This is a genomic window from Desertibacillus haloalkaliphilus, assembly GCF_019039105.1.
GTDB lineage: Bacteria > Bacillota > Bacilli > Bacillales > KJ1-10-99 > Desertibacillus > Desertibacillus haloalkaliphilus.
Genome location: NZ_JAHPIV010000002.1, coordinates 1 through 18,227, shown reverse-complemented (window position 1 = coordinate 18,227; position 18,227 = coordinate 1). Strand labels below are relative to the sequence as shown.

Genomic DNA, 18,227 nt, shown 5'->3' with positions numbered 1-18,227 from the left:
CTGTACCTTCAAACGTTTTTATTCTAATTCGATCAAAACATCACCCTCATCCACAAAGTCGCCTTCAGCTTTCTTTACTTCTTTTACCGTACCTGCGATTTCAACTTCAACTGGAATCTCCATTTTCATCGACTCTAAGATCGCCACTTCCTGCCCTACCTCTACCTCATCACCTTCTTTAACGAGTAACTTCCACAGATTCCCTGCCATATTCGTTATCACTTGACTCATTTTGTTCGTCCTCCCCATATCCTTGTTCTATTTATTTTATTGGTTTATTTTGTAAATAATGAGCAACAAATTTAGTCGTTACTGCTCCATCTTGAAATGCATCATGGCTGATGACTTTCTTTAACATCGGAAGATTTGTTTTAATTCCTTCGACTTCGTAATCTTCTAACGCTTTGAGCATCCTCTCAATCGCTTGGCTACGGTCTGGAGCTGATACGATGACCTTGGCAATCATTGGGTCGTAATATGGAGTCACAACTGAGCCTTCGCTCACCGCGCATTCGTTCCTTACAAAAGGTTGTTCTGATGGTCGAAACGTTGTGATTGTCCCCGGTGATGGAAAAAACGTCGTCGGATCTTCCGCATAAATTCGAGCTTCAATCGCATGCCCACAACGTTTCACCTCATCTTGGCTTATCTTCAGATCCTTCCCTGCAGCAATAGTTAACTGCTCTTCAACTAAATCTAACCCTGTAATTTCCTCTGTCACGGGGTGTTCAACTTGAAGACGTGTATTCATTTCAAGAAAATAATAATTTTTATGTTCATCGACGATAAACTCAACGGTTCCGGCATTTGTATATTTGAGTGACTTTGCTGCTTTGACAGCAACCTCACCCATTTCCTTTCTTGTTTCTTCATCTAAAAAAGGAGAAGGGGCCTCTTCGATCACTTTTTGGTGCCGACGCTGAACCGAACAATCTCGCTCCCATAAATAAATCGTATTTCCACTGTGATCAGCTAAGATTTGAATTTCAATATGGCGTGGATTCTCGATATACTTTTCAATATACATCGCTCCATCACCAAAAAAGTCTGATGCACGTCGTTGATTACTTTCGTAAGCTTTTCGTAGTTGTTGTTCATTTTCTACCATTTGCATGCCGATACCGCCACCACCAGCTGATGCCTTAACCATCACTGGAAATCCAATTTCTTTTGCGACATGCACAGCTTCATTAACATCCGTTAACGGGCGTGCGATCCCTGGTACTACCGGTATACCCGCATCAGCCATTGCTTTTCTTGATTCAATTTTACTTCCCATCCGGGCTATGACATTTTCATCTGGTCCAATGAATACTATGCCAGCCTCTTTGCAACGCTTTGCAAACATTGGGTTTTCTGATAGTAACCCATACCCAGGGTGGATCGCTTCTGCACCCGTTCGCGCTGCAACCTCTAGAATGCGTTCCAATTGTAAATAACTTTCATTCACACGTGGTTTCCCAATCAAATAGGCTTCCGTTGCCATTTGGACATGAGGAGCTTCAGCATCAGCCTCTGAATAAACCGCAACGGTTGCAACCCCTAAACGTTGACACGTACGAATAATTCGGCAAGCAATTTCACCGCGATTGGCAATTAGCACTTTTTTAAACAACACCATCACCTCTAGTAACTTTTATCGAATGAATCAAACACTTTAAAAATTTCAGTAAATTAAACACCCGTTGGTAACGCTTACAAAATTAAGAGGGTGGTGACTGGTCAGGTAATTGAAATTGTTTACTTGCCATCTCTTTTAATTTAAATTTTTGAATTTTACCTGATGCAGTCATTGGATATTCGTCAACAAATGCTATATATCGTGGAATTTTAAAACGAGCGATCTTCCTACAATAATTATAGATTTCTTCAACTGTAGCTGTTTCTCCTTCTTTTAAAATGATCCATGCTGAGATTTCTTCACCAAACTTTTGATCAGGGACACCAACAACTTGCACATCTTGAACTTTTGGATACTGATATAAAAATTCCTCAATCTCTCTTGGATAAACATTTTCCCCACCACGAATAATCATATCCTTAAGACGCCCTGTAATACGACAATATCCAGCTTCATCCATGACTGCGAGATCTCCAGTATGAAGCCAGCCATCCTCTGTAATGGTAGCTGCGGTCGCTTCAGGATTTTTGTAATAGCCTTTCATAACATGGTAACCTCTCGTACACAGTTCACCTTGGACACCTCTTGCGACCTCTTTATCAGTTCCTGGCTCAACAATCTTCACTTCCACATTTGGCAACGCACGCCCAACCGTCCCTACTCTTATGTCGAGTGGATCATCGACTCGCGTTTGTGTAATCACTGGCGAAGATTCGGTTTGACCATAGGCAATTGTAATTTCACGAGCCCCCATGCGTTCTACAACCGCCTTCATGACCTCAATTGGGCAGTTAGATCCAGCCATGATCCCTGTTCGTAAATGTGATAAGTCATAGTTGTCAAAGTCAGGGTGATTTAGCTCGGCAATAAACATCGTCGGCACTCCATGAAGGGCGGTGCACTTCTCATTTTGAACCGCTTGTAATACGGTTTTCGGATCAAACTCCTGAAGGGGAACCATTGTTGCCCCTACTGTCACACAAGCCATCGTACCTAACACACAACCAAAACAATGGAAAAATGGGACGGGTATACACATACGGTCCGTTGCTGTTACATTCATGCACTCAGCAATATTGATCGCATTATTGATTAAATTATTATGGGTTAGCATAACCCCTTTTGGAAATCCAGTAGTTCCAGACGTATATTGCATGTTGATGACATCATCCGGCTCTAATCGGTTCATTTGATCCATAAGCTCAGCATCACTCACATCTTCACCCATTTCTAAAATATCTGACCACAAAAACATTCCTGGATGACGTTCCTCGCCTAAAAAGATAATATTTTTTAAGTATGGTAATTTCTTAGATTTCAACTTACCAGGTTCAGATGACTTTAATTCTGGAACGATGTCATAAAGCATATCAATATAAGATGAATCCCGAAATGAATCCATTAAAAGTAACGTTGTCGTATCCGATTGCTTTAATAAATACTCTAGTTCTGCTGTTCGATAGCTTGTATTGACGGTAACGAGCACAGCCCCCATTTTGCCAGTTGCAAATTGAGTCGTAAGCCACTCTGGACGATTCGTGGCCCAAACGGCAACATGTTCTCCGCGCTTAACACCTAGCTTCATCAAACCTTTTGCAGCTTGGCAGCACAATTCATCAAATTGCTTATACGTATAACGTAAACCACGGTCTGGGTAAACAACAGCTTCATGGTCCGGCTGTTTGTTCGCCATTTCTGACAGTAAATCGCCAACGGTAAGATGTAATGTCTCAGCCACTCAAGATCTCTCCCTATGTTTGTTTATAATTTTCTATATCAATCTCGTCAGGTACTTAGCTAGAGTAGATATTTTTCATTACCTACAACCTAGTTGACGAGCAATGACAAGTCTTTGAATCTCGGAAGTCCCTTCTCCGATCTCCATTAACTTTGCGTCACGTAGCATCCGTTCTACTCCATATTCCTTCATATAACCATAACCGCCATGAATTTGAATCGCTTGGTTACAGACGCGCGTTGCCATTTCAGATGCAAATAGCTTGGCATATGCCCCTTCTTTTGTGAATGGCTTCCCCTCATCTTTAAGCCAGGCAGCTTTTAAAACCATGTTACGCGCTAATTCAATCTCCATTGCCATATCAGCGAGCTTAAATTGAACCGCCTGGAACTTGGAGATTGTTTGCCCAAATTGTTTACGTTCTTTTGAATACTGAAGTGCAGCATCAAAAGCCCCTTGCGCGATCCCAACCGCTAATGCCGCAATTGAAATCCTGCCTCCATCTAATGTATATAAAAATTGCTTAAAGCCTTTTTTAGGGTCCCCCAACAAATTTTCCTTCGGCACACGGACATCCTCTAAAATAAGCTCAGATGTGTTTGAGCCCCGAACGCCCATCTTGTCGTAATCACTATTGATGGTGAATCCTGGTGTATCCGTTGGTACAATAATTGCTGAAATAATATTTTTCCCGTTTTTATCTTTACTGGTGACAGCAGTTACAATCACGGTCTTAGCAAATCCAGCATTGGTAATCCAACATTTCTCACCATTAATCACATAATCATCACCATCAAGGACCGCTTTGGTTTGTGTCCCACCTGCATCGGATCCTGCGTTCGGTTCGGTTAATCCAAACGAGCCAAGTGCCTGCCCAGATGCAAGCGGTACTAAGTATTTTTGCTTTTGTTCTTCTGTTCCGAAATAATAAAGCGGACTGGCACCCAAAGAGACAGCTGCAGCGTAGCTTAGCCCGGTACTCCCACAGACACGACCAATTTCTTCTACAGCAAGGGCATAAGAAATTGTATCTCCGCCTGATCCACCGTACTCTTCAGGGAACGGAATACCTAGAAGCCCTAATTCACCCATCTTTTGAAATGTATCAATTGGAAATTCTGCTTCACGATCAACATACTCCGCTTTTGGTGCAACTTCATTTTGGGCAAAGTCCCTGACCATCTCTCGAACCATCATTTGTTCTTTCGTTAAATCAAAGTTCATACAAGGACCTCCTAAAAGTGCTTTCTTTTCTTACGACCAAACTTGTTCAAATGTTCTTCTCACATTTACCCCAATAGCCATACAAAAAAGGTACTTCTGCTTCATCACATAACTTTAAAAATGCTTTTCCCCTTTCATTTCTATGCTAGATTGGTCTCCTCTATAACAACTCATATAGACCCAAGCAAATAACTGTTTTGAAAATTCCTCCTTTGCCTTTCCCTTTTTGTTCCATCGTATACTTATACCATAAACTGGAAAAAACCGCCCTTCATTATGGAAAGACGGTTGCATTCAGACGATTTATCTCATTCGACTAATACTCAAAATGATCTTTGGAATATCTGTATTATCAAGTACTCCATTAAACCTATTAGCACCTAAACCGTAAGCAAAAATAGGCACGAGGTTACTTGTATGACCCGAAGTCGTCTTACTCGCTTTTCTGATATCTGAATCAATGATTCCTCCTTGATAATGTTGTGCAATGAAACTTCCGATTTCCCAGCCTACCTTATGTTCTGGATAGATCCCTTCATCTCGCTCCAAAATTTCACTTTGAAACAAGTCAATTTCTTCATCAGTAAGATTTATGTTCGCGTATGTTAAAAAAACGGCATGAATGCTTTCGTTTGTAAAACGGTTCGTTTGCTCATCGACTTGCAATTGTGCGGCCATAAACTGCGGAGATACGTCAATTTTTTTGAGACTTTCAATATCGATTGGTTCTGTGGCCGCAACTCCCATTGTTTCATGATCGGACACCACAACGACTAATGTTTCCTGATCTTGATGGGCCCATTTGACTGCAGAACGCACAGCCCGATCAAAATCAATGACCTCTCTCCAAATCCCACTAAAGTCGGCTGCATGCGAGGCATGATCTATTCTCGCTCCTTCAATCATTAAGAAAAATCCGTCTTCGTTTTGTGAAGCTGTTGAAATCGCCTTTTCAGTCATTTCTACAAGTGTAGGCTCTTTGCTTTCGACATAGGCACGATCACCTAAAAAATTCATATGTGAATCATGAAACAAACCAAGTAACTTTGTATTAGCATCAGGCCTAACCTTCGCTAGCTCGCCTTTTGTTTGCACGTAATCATACCCATTGTTTTGGAATAATGATAGTAAATCCTCATCTTCCTCAACAGAAGTAAAGAATTTCCTTCCACCGCCAAGAATAATATCACAGTTATTTTCATACAACTGACGGGCAATTTTCACTTGTCCTTTCCAACGATCATCAACATTTGCAACAAAAGCAGCCGGGGTCGCATCTGTCACTGTATTGGTCGAAACAACACCAACTGATTTGCCACTCTCCTTGAATATCTTTAAAATGCTTAACAGTTCATCGCCGCCCGGAGAAACTCCAATCAAACCATTGTTCGTTTTTTGGCCAGTTGCTAAAGCTGTCCCTGCCGCTGCAGAATCAGTTGTTGAGTGGTCAGCTGAATATGTTCTCATGAAAGCCGTATGTGGAAGGGTTTCTATAAATAATTCGCCTTCCCTCCCATATTCAAATATACGAGCGATCTCCATTTGTCCAACCCCCATACCATCGGCAATCATTAGTATAATATTTTTAGGTTGATCAATGTTTTGAACGCTTTCTTGTTTTATTGTGTGCATGTCTACCTGATTAAGCATCGTCCCCGCAACAGGACTGACTGAGCCCCCCATGAACAACAAAACCAATAAAGCTTGTATCATCTTCTGCTTCATCAGCATCCACCACTTTCTCTCAAAAATCATAGCCATAGTTTCTTTCCTATTTTGCCACTTTTGACCAAGATCATGCTCAAAAACGGTCACTCACAAATCTTGGACATGTTCACAAGGAAATTGGGGGATGTTAACAACAGAAAATGCGTAACTAAAGGGAAGGTGATCTACAATAAAAAACCTTATCTATTCACTCAGTCTTTTAATTCTACTTACAGCATGTGTTCAACCTCAAGTAGACCGAATGTCACCTTTACAAACAAATGATGATCCTCCTATACAGCTTGACTCGGCATCAAATGTTGAAACGTATGGGCGATTTATTGTTGTTTATGAAGACGACATTTCTGTTGTTGAGACATATGACGGTATCATTATGGATGATCCTGAAAATGTTGATAGTGCAACGGTTTACCTCCCCTTAGAGCATGTAGATCAAGTAAGGAAACAAGCAAACATTTTATCCGTCGAAGCCGATCAACTTGTCTCTGTTGAACCGCAACGGGTAACATGGGGGAATGAAAGGATCCAACTCCCAAATTTTCATAATCATGGTTTGACCGGTGAAGGGGTAAACATATCCATTGTTGATACAGGCATTGCTCAACATGAGGACTTAACGATTTCTGGGGGAGCCACATTTGTATTTGGAACTAACTCTTATGATGATGATAATGGTCATGGCACACATGTTGCGGGCATTGTCGCTGCAAATGATAATGACATCGGAATTGTTGGCGTTGCTCCTGAAGCATCCATTTATGCACTAAAGTCATTAAATGAAGATGGACTTGGCTATTTGTCGGATATCATAGCCGCCATTGATTGGTCAATCGATCATAACATGGACATTATCAATTTAAGCCTCGGGATGCAACGAGAGTCTAATGCACTTAAAAATGCAGTCGATAAAGCTTATGAGAAAAACATTTTAGTGGTAGGGGCCGGCGGAAACGACGGGAATCCGCAAGGCATAGGGGATATTGTGGCTTATCCTGCAAGATACGACTCTGTGATCGCTGTTGCTGCTACAAATCAATATAATCGACGAGGATCGTTTTCGGCAACAGGGCCTACGGTTGAAGTTAGTGCTCCTGGGGTAAATATTTTAAGCACGTACTTACACAATAACTATGTCCAATTAGATGGAACAAGTATGGCAGCCCCTTACGTAACCGGAACATTAGCGCTCCTGAAACAACACTACCCAGACATGGACGTAAGCCAGTTACGAAAAGAATTACGAGAGAATACGTTAGATTTAGGCGAACCAGGAAGGGACCCTTGGTTTGGCTATGGTCTCATTCAATTACCGGAACCTATTATACCCGATGATCAGACACAAGATGACTCTAACCCTGAGGAACCTTTACCGGAGGATCCTACTATACCTGATGACCAGATACAAGATGATCCTGTACCTGAGGAGCCTTCACCGGATCCTACTGTACCCAAGCAGCAATATTTTCAAGACACAATTGGGCATTGGGCAAATGATGCCATTCACGAAGTGTATGAGCGTGGCTGGATGAAAGGGACAGGAGGAAACCTTTTTTCACCGAAGGGAAAATTAACAAGAGCACAAGCTGCAGTCATTTTAGTTCGAGTCCTTAATCTTACAAGTACACCAGAAGACATTCCTTTCTTTCATGATATTTATAACCATTGGGCACGAGAAGAAATTGAAATCATAGCCCAACATCGTATTATGAGAGGGCTGGAAGCGAATCAATTCGCACCAGAAACACCAATGACAAGAGAACAAATGGCTACCATGTTAAGTCGCATTTTGCAATTAGAACGAACAGCTGAGATGCAAAACCCATTTACCGATGTAGTAGAAGGTCATTGGGCAAGTAACGCCATTATTGCAGCAGCACATCACCAAGTATTTAAAGGGAAGACAGCGACGACATTCGCAGGAAAAGAGCAAATGGACCGTGCTCAAATGGCGACACTCCTGCAACGTCTTACGCCTCAGTTGACGAATCAACCGTAACTTCATAATACAAAGCAGCAACCCTATCATTTTCATTTGATGGTTGCTGCTTTGTTTATCATTTAATGAAAAGTATTCCTTTCAATCCTTCCTTGCTTTTAGAAATGGTGTATTTATTCTCTTTTAACAACGCTTATATACCGTAAACTTCTCCTCTGCTGGGGTGCGTTCTCTAGCTTTGGGAGCCTCGTCAAAATATCCCATATGCAAAATGCCGACAATCTTCTCTCCTGGTTCCACCCCTGCTCTTTCACGCACCTTTGGATCGTGAATATGCGGGTTTGTTTTCCATACAACCCCTAGCTCTCGTTCCCATGCTAACAATTGGAAATTTTGGATAAGACTACTTACTGCTCCAAAATCCTCTTCCCATTGCTTTTGTCTTGGATCCTCATTCATAACGACAATGAGAAAAGCTGTCGGTTGACTTAAATAGCGCCGTTTATTTTCTTGAACTTCTTTTGGATAGGTGGTCACAATATCTTCAATAAAATCATCCTTATTCTCTTTTGGTATAAAGATAAAGCGCCATGGTTCTCTAAAACAATGATTTGGTGCCCAAACCGCATCATTTAATAATTCAAGAATTAATTCTTGTGAAACAGGTTGATCTGTATAACCGCTCTTGATTGAGCGACGTTCACGGATTACTTTAGCAACAATAGAATTTGTCTTCCCTTCCATAGACCCTTCCCCTTTCAGTTTTTATAGATTTCCAAAAGTAGTTCTATTAGCCTAACATCGCTTTTTTGACATTCTTAGGTTTAGATACACCAAACGGTACACACATTGGAGTACCAACAACAGGATCGGAAATGATTTTACACTCTAATCCAAAAACATCCTTTAACATGTCTTCGGTAAATACTTCTGCCGGGGGCCCTTGCTGATAAACGTCGCCATCACTAATACTTACTAAATGATCAGCATATCTAGAAGCTTGGTTTAAATCGTGTAAAACCATAATAATTGTACGTCCATATTCATGATTTAACCGTTTTAAAAGCTCTAACACCTCAATTTGATGCGCTAAGTCTAAATATGTGGTTGGTTCATCTAATAAGAGCAGATCCGTTCCTTGAGACAGAGCCATCGCAATCCAAGCTCTTTGACGTTGTCCTCCAGATAAAGCATCTAAAGACCGTTCTGCCAAGGAAGTCAGCCCTGTTGCATGAAGCGCCCACTCCACGATCTCGTGATCATCATCTGTACTTTTAGAAAAGATACCTTTATGAGGATGACGACCATAGTAACATAATTCTTTAACCGTTAATCCCTCCGGCGCTTGTGGGCCCTGTGGTAAGATCGCTAATTTCTTGGCGACCGATTTTGACGACTGCTTTTGAATGTCCTCACCGTTAAGATAAACTGCTCCTTTTTTTGGGTGTAATAACCTTGCAAAGGAACGTAAAATCGTTGACTTTCCACAACCATTAGAACCAATAAGTATGGTAATCTCGCCTTCTGGAATCGTCAGGTTTAAATTCTCAACAATCGTCGAAGATTCATATCCTAAATAAAGTTGTTCTGCACTTAACTTCCCCATCATTACACCCCTTTAAATTTAAAAACTATTCTTTGAGTTACGTAATAAATATAAAAAATAAGGTGCTCCTATCACGGCTATCACAATCCCAACCGGAATTTCCTTCGGTGGAACGATCCCTCTCCCGATTGCATCAGCTATTACGACCAACAATGAACCAATCATTGCTGAGATAGGTAGCAAATGTTTGTGCTTCACACCTATAAGTTTCCTTGCTATGTGAGGTGCAATTAAACCGATAAAACCGATTGATCCCACAGCAGCCACACAAGAAGCGGCCAAAGCTACAGCTATCATTAACATAAGCAAGCGGACTTTTGTTACACTCTCACCTAGACCTTGTGCGACATCATCTCCAAGGTTTAAAATATCTAGCTTTATCGCTAAAACCATTGTTAAAGGTAACAAAATAAGAATCCAGGGAAGAACCCCGTAAATTTGGTCCCATCCCCGTGACCATAAGCTTCCTGTTAACCAAATTAAAGCTGCATTAATTTCAAGCGGATACTTAATCATGAAATACTGAATTCCCGCATGACAGATTGCCCCTAAGGCAACGCCACCTAAAGCTAAGGTTGTCGGCTGAATCCCTTGTTTATAAACCATTAAATAAAGAATTAGAGCAACAGCCATCGCACCAGCGAAAGCAGAAACAGGCAATACGTAAACAGGTGAATTCGGGAACAAGATAATCACGATAACAGCAGCAAGCCCTGCACCTTTTGTAATTCCAATGACGTCAGGGGATGCTAATGGATTTCGAATAATTCCTTGTAAAATGGTCCCTGAAACTGCTAAACCAGCTCCTATAAGAATCGCTAGCACAATTCGGGGAATTCGGTAACTTTCGATAAGGAATGTATTCATATCGTTTCCTGAGCCTAGCAAAACAGCAACCACTTCTTGCGGAGGGATGAATACTGCCCCTACACCAGTACTAATGAGAGAAAATAATATAATTGCAATCGGTAAAATAATTAATAATAGTTTAGGCCTATCTATTTTCCTTATCATATGAGTTAGGTTTGTATCATGGTTAATCATGACATCTTTCGCCTCCTACTGATTAAATAAAAGAAGTAAGGGGCACCTAATAAAGCCGTCACAATTCCAACGGGTGACTCATACGGAAATGCAATAAACCTAGCAATCACATCAGCATAGACAAGTAGTATCGCTCCAAATAAAGCTGAAAATGGCAGTACTACACGATAATCAACACCAACAAGATACCTAGCAATATGAGGAATAATCAGTCCTACAAAACCAATCGGACCTGCAACAGCAACGGAAGCTCCTGCTAAGATAATGACTAACCCCCCTGATAACAACCGAATCCAGCCAATACTTTGCCCTAGTCCTTTGGCGACATTATCACCGAGACTTAAGATACTGATTGATTTAGCTAACAAGAATGAACAAATCAGCCCAGTGACAGCCCATGGCAATATTAGTTTTACATCTTGCCAACTTTTACTATCAATCGCTCCCGCTAACCAAAACAGAACCCCTTCTGTTGTATGCTCATTAAAGATAATGAGCCCTTCTGTTAATGCACTCAAAAATAAGTGAATGGCAATTCCAGCTAAAGCTAGTTTCACAGGTGTTAAACCACTACCTGAAGAACCTAAATAATAAACCATGATTCCTCCAATGGCTGCACCTATAAAAGCAAAATAAACAAGCGTAGATGAAGAGAATCCAGCAAATAAAACAGTGGAAAGAACAACCATGAAAGAGGCCCCTGCATTAATCCCAAATATTTGGGGCGAAGCAAGGGGGTTACGGGTAATCGCTTGCATAATCGCACCGGCGACTGCTAAATTTGCTCCGATGATACAAGCAATTACAGCTCTCGGTAAACGAACCGTTTGCACGATCAAATGCTCTTTAGCTAAATCAGCAATAAAAAACGATTCGATCACATGACTGAAGTGAACATCAGCCATACCTACAGATGTGCTCATCAATATCCCGACACTTAGAACAGAAATCCCAAGTATAAAAAGAAACCCAAAATAAAAATATCGGTTTGACAATCGATTAAACATTTTTACTTGCCCTTGTTTTGTTGAAATATTCACGCGAAGTCACTTCCTTAGATGAATCAATATATAAGACTTTCCCAAAAGAAAAGATTGTCTTCGCGCAGCTTTTCTTATCCTTTAAGCGACAGCAAGATTAAAAGATAAGAAAAGCGGCGAAGAGCTACTTTACCGCTTTTTTTGAATGAACCGAAGAGACGATACCGATGAACTTCCTATTCCTGTTCATATAAATGATTAATCGTATCTTCAACGATGAGTTCCGCTGCAATTAAACCACGGAAACGAGACCACTCATTACGATCGACTTCATAAACATGGCCGTTTTTTACGGCACTCACTTCTTGCCATAAAGGGTTATTTTCCCACTCATTGACAATGGTTTCGCCACCAGCCGTCATTAAAAATAAAATATCTGGATTATGCTCTACTACTGTTTCTAAATCAATTTTATTTGTAGCATCTTCAACACCTTCACCTTGAATCGCATTTACAAATCCTAATGTTTCAAGTAAAGACCCTGTATAAGAAGTCGAAGAGTGAGCATGAAAACCTGTTTCTGTTACTACTGCAGGTAAGAATGTACGATGTTCATCTTCGGGTACATTAGCTTTGTATTCACTAATTAACTCCTCGTGTTCAGCCATACGTTGGTTTGCTTCTTCCGTTGCTCCAAGAGCTTCAGCAATCACAGGAAATGCATCAATGTTTTCTTGATAATTTGCACTTAAACTAGATAATACGATCGTTGGTGCAATCTCACTGAATTGCTCATATGAGTCCTTATGGCGGTTTAAATCGGCGATGATTAAGTCTGGTTGTAAACTTGCGATAATCTCAAAGCTCGGCTCTTTTCTCGCGCCAACAGACGTATAATCACCAATTTGTTCTGCAATCGGGCCGATAATTCGTTCCGAATCATCGTCATCAGCAATCCCTACTGGCGTAATACCAAGTGAAGCTAGTGCATCAACAAATGAAAACTCAAGTACAACTACTCGTTCAGGTGTCCCACTAATTTCTGTTTCTCCCATTTCATGCGTAATCACTCTTGTATCAGCAGTTTCCGTATCATTTGTTTCTTCCGTCTGATCTGCTACTTCTGTTTCTGGTGCGGGTTCACTGCCCGTCTGATCAGAACCACACCCCGATAGGATGACCATCCCTATTAGCATAACTGCTAAAAAAAATAGCAAAGATGTTTTTCTTTTCATTGTAATTCCCCTCTCTTATGTATAATCGAGTCTTGAAATCACTATCAGTAAAACTATATAAATGATAATGATTATCATTTATAGGTATTATCCTACATTTTATATAGGAAGATGTCAATAAACTTTTTTATTTTTCGAAATCATTTATACCATTACAACACTCTTGAACCAGCTTCTCCCACTCCAGTGTACGACCCTCTAACTAAATCAAAGGCGGTGCAAGTAGGCTATCATCCTCGATTCTCGTCCCTGCTAGCGCACTCCTACCCCAAAAAGGGCGTATCCCAAAGCTATATGGATACGCCCTAATACTCTAATAAGACTCTTACTCTTTTAGATCTATTCCATTAACTTTTAAATGCGCACGAAAAATGTCCATCATCGCTGGTACCTCTTCTTTTTCGGGCCACATATCCGGGCTCCAGATCTTCGACTCTTTTAATGCTCTAGGACAATGAATAAAGCACTCTTCCACATCAACACCTATCCCAAGTGAAGGAGTTTTCCCCTTTAAACTCATTTTGCTTAAGATTTCACCATCATTAATGACCGTAGCCCGCCCGTTAATACGCAACACTTCTTCAACGCCAGGAATAAGAAATATTAAACCTATCTGAGGATTAGTTAAAATATTTAATATTGAATCTAAGCGCTTATTTCCAGGTCGATCAGGAATGACTAGCTGCTTATTATTTAAAATTTTAATAGACCCAGGAAGATCTCCTCTTGGAGAAACATCACATTTCCCATGGGAATCAGATGTCGACAGGAACAAAAGTGGTGACGTCGAAATAAACACTTTGCACTTTTCGTCAATAAATGAAATGCTTTTTTTTAAAACCAACTGATGAGGGTGACCAATGATTTCCCTTAGTTCCTCTTCTGAAGTGATCGCGTTCGCGGCAAAATTCACCTGCTTCATAAACAACCTCTTTTCGACTTTTTAAATGAACATATCATATTAAACAACTTAAATCTAGCTGATAATATTTTTCAATTCGGCTATTGACTGTCAAAAAAACTCATATTATAGTTAAATACAACAATATTGATAATCATTATCATTAAATTAACTACCTATTTAGGTTGGAGGTCATCATGGTACGCCTTTATACAGACCAATTACACATAAGCTATGGTGAAAAAGCCATTGTAAAGAACCTTAGTGTAGAAATCCCAGATAAAAAAATAACCACAATAATCGGTTCAAACGGCTGTGGTAAATCCACACTCTTGAAAGCGATTACTAGAGTCATTGCTCATCAATCTGGGTCAGTCATTTTAGATGGAGAACATATCTCAAAAGAAAACACAAAAACATTAGCGAAAAAAATGGCAATTTTACCCCAAACACCAGAAAGTGCAAGTGGATTAACCGTCGGTGAACTCGTTTCTTACGGCCGCTTCCCTCATCAAAAAGGGTTTGGACGCTTATCGAAAAAAGATTATGAAGTGATCGACTGGACACTAGAAGTTACAGGTATCAAGGAATTTAAATTTCGTCCAGTTGACGCCTTATCAGGAGGTCAGCGACAGCGTGTGTGGATTGCAATGGCACTTGCTCAAGAGACGGAGATTATTTTCCTAGACGAGCCTACCACCTATTTAGATATGGCCCACCAACTAGAGGTTTTAGAGCTCTTGCAAAACTTAAATGTTGAACAAGGACGAACGATTGTTATGGTCCTCCATGACTTAAACCAAGCCGCTCGATTCGCCGACTATATCATTGCTCTAAAAGACGGAGAAATCGTTAAAGCTGGGGACTCTGAAGAAGTAATGAACAAAGACGTCCTAAAAAAAGTTTTTCATATCGATGCCGAAGTTGGACGTGACCCTAGAACAAGCAAACCGATGTGCATTACATATAATCTATTAAAAGGAGTATCAACCCTATGAAAAAACAATTCATCCCATTTATGTTCGTACTAGCTCTACTCATTAGTGCGTGTAGTAACGAAACAACATCAGAAGAACAAAACGAAGCACCTCAAGACACGACTGAAACGATAACTTATGAATCAGAAAATGGCCCGATTGAAGTTCCTGCTGACCCACAACGTGTTGTCGTGCTATCTTCATACGCAGGAAATGTTATGGCATTAAACGTTAACCTTGTCGGTGTAGACCCTTGGGCAAAAATGAACCCAAAGTTTGATGATCATTTACATGATGTTGAAGAAGTAACTGATGAAAGCTTAGAAAAGATTATTGAGTTAGATCCTGATTTAATCATTGGCTTATCTAACATTAACAACGTCGATAAACTAAATGAAATTGCTCCAACCGTCACATATACATACGGTGCAGTTGATTACTTAACCCAGCACTTAGAGATTGGTAAGCTGTTAAATAAAGAAGATGAAGCACAAGCTTGGATTGATGATTTTAAACAACGTGCTCAAGCCGCTGGAGAAGAGATTAAAGCAGAAATTGGTGAAGATGCTACAGTATCTGTCATTGAAAGTTTTGATAAGCAATTTTACGTATATGGCGACAACTGGGGGCGTGGGACAGAAATCCTTTATCAAGAAATGGGATTAAACATGCCTGAAAGAGTTAAAGAAGAGGCTTTAGAGCCAGGTTTCTATGCATTATCACTAGAAGTGCTGCCAGAGTTTGCTGGAGACTATGTCATTTTGAGTTCAGATGGTAGTGATAGCTCCTTCCAAGAAACAGATACTTTTAACAACATACCAGCCGTTCAAAACAATAACGTATTTGAAGTGAACCTATATGAATTCTACTTTAATGACCCAGTAACATTAGATTTCCAGTTAGACTACTTTATTGATAGCTTTCTAGAGAACTAACAAATTAGGAAGTTTACTCAAAAGTATATCGTTAGTATCGGGGTTGGTGTCAAAAGAGTACAAAGCGACCTTTTGACTCAACCCTTTATTTTATAATAGAAAGATGAGAGGCTTATGAGAAATGAACGACAACATACGATCCCATTTATCTATAAACTAATTGTTGCATCCGTTTTGTTAATCGGTATGTTTATTATAGCTATAACTTTTGGAGCAGCAAACATATCTGCAAAAGATGTTTGGCTAGCACTTACGACGAACGCTACCAATGATCACATTACGATTATCCGTGAAATTCGATTACCGCGTGAAATCGCCGCACTTTTAGTTGGAGCAGCACTTGCGGTTTCTGGTGCGGTTATGCAAGGGGTAACGAGAAATCCTCTAGCTGATCCTGGATTACTTGGGTTAACGGCTGGTGCAAACGCAGCACTTGCCATTACGATTGCTTTTATCCCTTCTGCAAATTACTTGAGCATTATGATCGCTTGTTTTATCGGAGCAGCAATTGGAGCAATCATGGTTTTTGGTATTAGTGCAATGAAAAAAGGGAACTTTTCACCTTTTCGGATTGTTTTAGCTGGTGCTGCCGTCTCTGCATTCCTTTACGCCATTGCCGAAGGGATTGCCATCTACTTTAAAATCTCAAAAAATGTATCGATGTGGACATCAGGCGGAGTCATTGGAACAACTTGGACTCAACTTCAAGTCATTGTCCCCTTCATCTTGATCGGGATCTTCATTTCTCTTTTCTTAGCTAGACAACTGACGATTTTAAGTTTAAGTGAAGAAGTTGCGGTCGGATTAGGGCAAAAAACGGCTCTAATCAAATTGGCGCTTTTTATGGTTATTATTTTGCTTGCTGGAGCCTCGGTTGCTCTTGTCGGTAATTTAGCGTTTGTCGGCTTAATGATTCCTCATATCGTTCGTGCCATTGTCGGTACAGATTATCGCTTTATCCTTCCGATGTCCGCGATCGCAGGTGCAACATTTATGTTAATAGCAGATACACTGGGTCGAACAATCAATGCCCCCTTTGAAACACCAGTAGCAGCAATTGTTGCAATGATGGGCTTACCTTTCTTCCTCATCATCGTTCGTAAAGGAGGCAGTGCATTCTCATGATCCATCACTCGCTATTAAAAAAACAACGAATCATTCTATTGCTCTTACTAGGACTTATTACCGCAACGTCAATTGTTGCAATGGGTATTGGCTACTCCTCTTTATCTTATAACCGCTTAATCCCTACTATTTTCGGACAAGGGACATTTAAGGAAGAGTTTGTTTTATTTTCTGTGCGTTTACCACGTATCATTATTACATTGTTAGCAGGTATGGCACTTGCTCTATCAGGCGCTATTTTACAAGGGTTAACACGAAATGATTTAGCTGATCCTGGGATTATCGGTATTAACGCTGGGGCAGGAGTTGCGATTGCAGTTTTCTTTTTGTTTTTTCCAATACAAGCTGGTTCATTTGTTTATGTCCTTCCGCTCATTGCTTTTCTAGGGGCGTTATTAACAGCTTGCTTCATTTACCTGTTTGCTTACGATCGAAATGCCGGTCTCGAGCCTGTTCGATTAGTATTGGTTGGTGTCGGTTTCTCGCTCGCACTTTCTGGTGTCATGATAGTCCTAATCTCATCAGCTGAACGCGCTAAAGTTGATTTTATTGCTAAATGGTTGGCTGGGAACATTTTGGGATCGGATTGGCCGTTTATTTTAGCGATCCTTCCATGGTTATTGGTTTTAATTCCCTTTACTCTATACAAAGCTAATCGCTTAAATATCCTTGGATTAGGTGAACAACTATCAATTGGTGTTGGCATATCGCTTGAAAAAGAGCGTCTCGTTTTATTATTAACAGCTGTAGCATTAGCCGCCTCTGCGGTGTCAGTTACAGGGGGTATTGCCTTTATCGGTCTCATGGCTCCACACATTGCCAAAGCGCTTGTAGGACCGAGAAACCAGCTATTTATCCCCGTTGCCATCTTGATTGGTGGTTGGTTATTACTGTTGGCGGACACCATTGGACGAAATTTAGTTGACCCTGATGGCATACCAGCGGGAATTATGGTCGCACTCATTGGTGCCCCTTATTTTATGTATTTATTATTGAAAAAGTAAAGAATTAAATCTATCTCCACAACCAACTCTGTCCATTTATGATGTAGAGGCTAGGGCAAAAGGGGGGTTTTACCTTTTGATATGCTCCCTCTAGGATAGACAGATTAAAAAATAAAAATCTGTTTTACCTTAGGGGGAGTATTTTTGTCCAATAAATATTATTCTAGTCAGTT

General features: G+C 40.5%; 16 protein-coding genes. 5 read left to right on the top strand and 11 right to left on the bottom strand.

Translation table 11 applies throughout. The features are described 5' to 3' along the window. Nucleotides 1-18 precede the first annotated feature (18 nt). The 5 genes from KH400_RS02265 to KH400_RS02245 all read right to left on the bottom strand — a co-directional run bounded on the left by KH400_RS02265 (nucleotide 19) and on the right by KH400_RS02245 (nucleotide 6,344). Nucleotides 19-231, bottom strand: a complete 213-nt coding sequence (locus tag KH400_RS02265) for an acetyl-CoA carboxylase biotin carboxyl carrier protein subunit (RefSeq protein WP_217221581.1) — start codon at nucleotides 229-231, stop codon at nucleotides 19-21. A 31-nt stretch (nucleotides 232-262) separates the two neighbouring features. Then, nucleotides 263-1,615, bottom strand: a complete 1,353-nt coding sequence (locus KH400_RS02260; RefSeq protein WP_217221580.1) for an acetyl-CoA carboxylase biotin carboxylase subunit — start codon at nucleotides 1,613-1,615, stop codon at nucleotides 263-265. Between the two features lie 88 nt (nucleotides 1,616-1,703). Next, on the bottom strand, nucleotides 1,704-3,314 hold the full coding sequence (locus tag KH400_RS02255; protein WP_217222062.1) for an AMP-binding protein: 1,611 nt from the start codon (nucleotides 3,312-3,314) through the stop codon (nucleotides 1,704-1,706). Nucleotides 3,315-3,437: 123 nt separating this feature from the next. Beyond that, nucleotides 3,438-4,583, bottom strand: a complete 1,146-nt coding sequence (locus KH400_RS02250; RefSeq protein WP_217221579.1) for an acyl-CoA dehydrogenase — start codon at nucleotides 4,581-4,583, stop codon at nucleotides 3,438-3,440. A 303-nt stretch (nucleotides 4,584-4,886) separates the two neighbouring features. Beyond that, nucleotides 4,887-6,344, bottom strand: coding sequence for an alkaline phosphatase (locus tag KH400_RS02245; RefSeq protein WP_246589229.1), 1,458 nt, complete (start codon nucleotides 6,342-6,344; stop codon nucleotides 4,887-4,889). Nucleotides 6,345-6,552: 208 nt separating this feature from the next. On the opposite strand from KH400_RS02245, the gene KH400_RS02240 reads away from it, so the two are divergent. Then, nucleotides 6,553-8,307: a S8 family peptidase gene (locus KH400_RS02240; protein WP_217221578.1), complete on the top strand. Its 1,755-nt coding sequence runs from the start codon at nucleotides 6,553-6,555 to the stop codon at nucleotides 8,305-8,307. A gap of 123 nt (nucleotides 8,308-8,430) precedes the next feature. On the opposite strand, the gene KH400_RS02235 is transcribed toward KH400_RS02240, so the two are convergent. The 6 genes from KH400_RS02235 to KH400_RS02210 all read right to left on the bottom strand — a co-directional run bounded on the left by KH400_RS02235 (nucleotide 8,431) and on the right by KH400_RS02210 (nucleotide 14,034). Further along, nucleotides 8,431-8,991: a nitroreductase family protein gene (locus tag KH400_RS02235; RefSeq protein ID WP_217221577.1), complete on the bottom strand. Its 561-nt coding sequence runs from the start codon at nucleotides 8,989-8,991 to the stop codon at nucleotides 8,431-8,433. Nucleotides 8,992-9,037: 46 nt separating this feature from the next. Beyond that, nucleotides 9,038-9,853 (bottom strand): ABC transporter ATP-binding protein, encoded by an 816-nt coding sequence (locus KH400_RS02230; protein ID WP_217222059.1) that lies wholly within the window; start codon nucleotides 9,851-9,853, stop codon nucleotides 9,038-9,040. Nucleotides 9,854-9,871: 18 nt separating this feature from the next. Then, nucleotides 9,872-10,897 (bottom strand): FecCD family ABC transporter permease, encoded by a 1,026-nt coding sequence (locus KH400_RS02225; protein WP_246589227.1) that lies wholly within the window; start codon nucleotides 10,895-10,897, stop codon nucleotides 9,872-9,874. Further along, on the bottom strand, nucleotides 10,894-11,904 hold the full coding sequence (locus KH400_RS02220) for a FecCD family ABC transporter permease (RefSeq protein ID WP_217222055.1): 1,011 nt from the start codon (nucleotides 11,902-11,904) through the stop codon (nucleotides 10,894-10,896). The genes KH400_RS02225 and KH400_RS02220 overlap by 4 nt, the downstream gene beginning before the upstream one ends. Before the next feature lie 209 nt (nucleotides 11,905-12,113). Beyond that, complete coding sequence (locus KH400_RS02215) at nucleotides 12,114-13,112, bottom strand: ABC transporter substrate-binding protein (protein ID WP_217221576.1); 999 nt, start codon at nucleotides 13,110-13,112, stop codon at nucleotides 12,114-12,116. A gap of 325 nt (nucleotides 13,113-13,437) precedes the next feature. Further along, nucleotides 13,438-14,034: an MSMEG_1061 family FMN-dependent PPOX-type flavoprotein gene (locus tag KH400_RS02210; RefSeq protein WP_217221575.1), complete on the bottom strand. Its 597-nt coding sequence runs from the start codon at nucleotides 14,032-14,034 to the stop codon at nucleotides 13,438-13,440. Between the two features lie 176 nt (nucleotides 14,035-14,210). Here KH400_RS02210 and KH400_RS02205 point away from each other — a divergent pair, with 176 nt between their 5' ends. The 4 genes from KH400_RS02205 (at nucleotide 14,211) to KH400_RS02190 (ending at nucleotide 18,054) form a co-directional block, all read left to right on the top strand. Beyond that, nucleotides 14,211-15,011 (top strand): ABC transporter ATP-binding protein, encoded by an 801-nt coding sequence (locus KH400_RS02205; RefSeq protein WP_217221574.1) that lies wholly within the window; start codon nucleotides 14,211-14,213, stop codon nucleotides 15,009-15,011. Beyond that, nucleotides 15,008-15,925, top strand: coding sequence for an iron-hydroxamate ABC transporter substrate-binding protein (locus KH400_RS02200; protein WP_217221573.1), 918 nt, complete (start codon nucleotides 15,008-15,010; stop codon nucleotides 15,923-15,925). Before KH400_RS02205 ends, KH400_RS02200 begins: the two co-directional genes overlap by 4 nt. Nucleotides 15,926-16,039: 114 nt before the next feature. Next, nucleotides 16,040-17,050, top strand: coding sequence for a FecCD family ABC transporter permease (locus tag KH400_RS02195; RefSeq protein WP_217221572.1), 1,011 nt, complete (start codon nucleotides 16,040-16,042; stop codon nucleotides 17,048-17,050). Then, nucleotides 17,047-18,054 carry a FecCD family ABC transporter permease gene (locus tag KH400_RS02190; protein WP_217221571.1) on the top strand — a complete coding sequence of 336 codons (1,008 nt, stop codon included), beginning with the start codon at nucleotides 17,047-17,049 and terminating at the stop codon, nucleotides 18,052-18,054. The genes KH400_RS02195 and KH400_RS02190 overlap by 4 nt, the downstream gene beginning before the upstream one ends. Nucleotides 18,055-18,227: the final 173 nt, after the last annotated feature.

What these genes read in the sequence shown, in the direction of transcription:
- KH400_RS02265 (WP_217221581.1), bottom strand. Translation starts at nt 231, where the DNA reads ATGAGTCAAGTGATAACGAATATGGCAGGGAATCTGTGGAAGTTACTC.
- KH400_RS02255 (WP_217222062.1), bottom strand. Translation starts at nt 3,314, where the DNA reads ATGGCGAACAAACAGCCGGACCATGAAGCTGTTGTTTACCCAGACCGT.
- KH400_RS02250 (WP_217221579.1), bottom strand. Translation starts at nt 4,583, where the DNA reads ATGAACTTTGATTTAACGAAAGAACAAATGATGGTTCGAGAGATGGTC.
- KH400_RS02245 (WP_246589229.1), bottom strand. Translation starts at nt 6,344, where the DNA reads ATGGCTATGATTTTTGAGAGAAAGTGGTGGATGCTGATGAAGCAGAAG.
- KH400_RS02240 (WP_217221578.1), top strand. Translation starts at nt 6,553, where the DNA reads ATGTCACCTTTACAAACAAATGATGATCCTCCTATACAGCTTGACTCG.
- KH400_RS02235 (WP_217221577.1), bottom strand. Translation starts at nt 8,991, where the DNA reads ATGGAAGGGAAGACAAATTCTATTGTTGCTAAAGTAATCCGTGAACGT.
- KH400_RS02230 (WP_217222059.1), bottom strand. Translation starts at nt 9,853, where the DNA reads ATGGGGAAGTTAAGTGCAGAACAACTTTATTTAGGATATGAATCTTCG.
- KH400_RS02225 (WP_246589227.1), bottom strand. Translation starts at nt 10,897, where the DNA reads ATGATTAACCATGATACAAACCTAACTCATATGATAAGGAAAATAGAT.
- KH400_RS02220 (WP_217222055.1), bottom strand. Translation starts at nt 11,904, where the DNA reads ATGTTTAATCGATTGTCAAACCGATATTTTTATTTTGGGTTTCTTTTT.
- KH400_RS02215 (WP_217221576.1), bottom strand. Translation starts at nt 13,112, where the DNA reads ATGAAAAGAAAAACATCTTTGCTATTTTTTTTAGCAGTTATGCTAATA.
- KH400_RS02210 (WP_217221575.1), bottom strand. Translation starts at nt 14,034, where the DNA reads ATGAAGCAGGTGAATTTTGCCGCGAACGCGATCACTTCAGAAGAGGAA.
- KH400_RS02205 (WP_217221574.1), top strand. Translation starts at nt 14,211, where the DNA reads ATGGTACGCCTTTATACAGACCAATTACACATAAGCTATGGTGAAAAA.
- KH400_RS02200 (WP_217221573.1), top strand. Translation starts at nt 15,008, where the DNA reads ATGAAAAAACAATTCATCCCATTTATGTTCGTACTAGCTCTACTCATT.
- KH400_RS02195 (WP_217221572.1), top strand. Translation starts at nt 16,040, where the DNA reads ATGAGAAATGAACGACAACATACGATCCCATTTATCTATAAACTAATT.
- KH400_RS02190 (WP_217221571.1), top strand. Translation starts at nt 17,047, where the DNA reads ATGATCCATCACTCGCTATTAAAAAAACAACGAATCATTCTATTGCTC.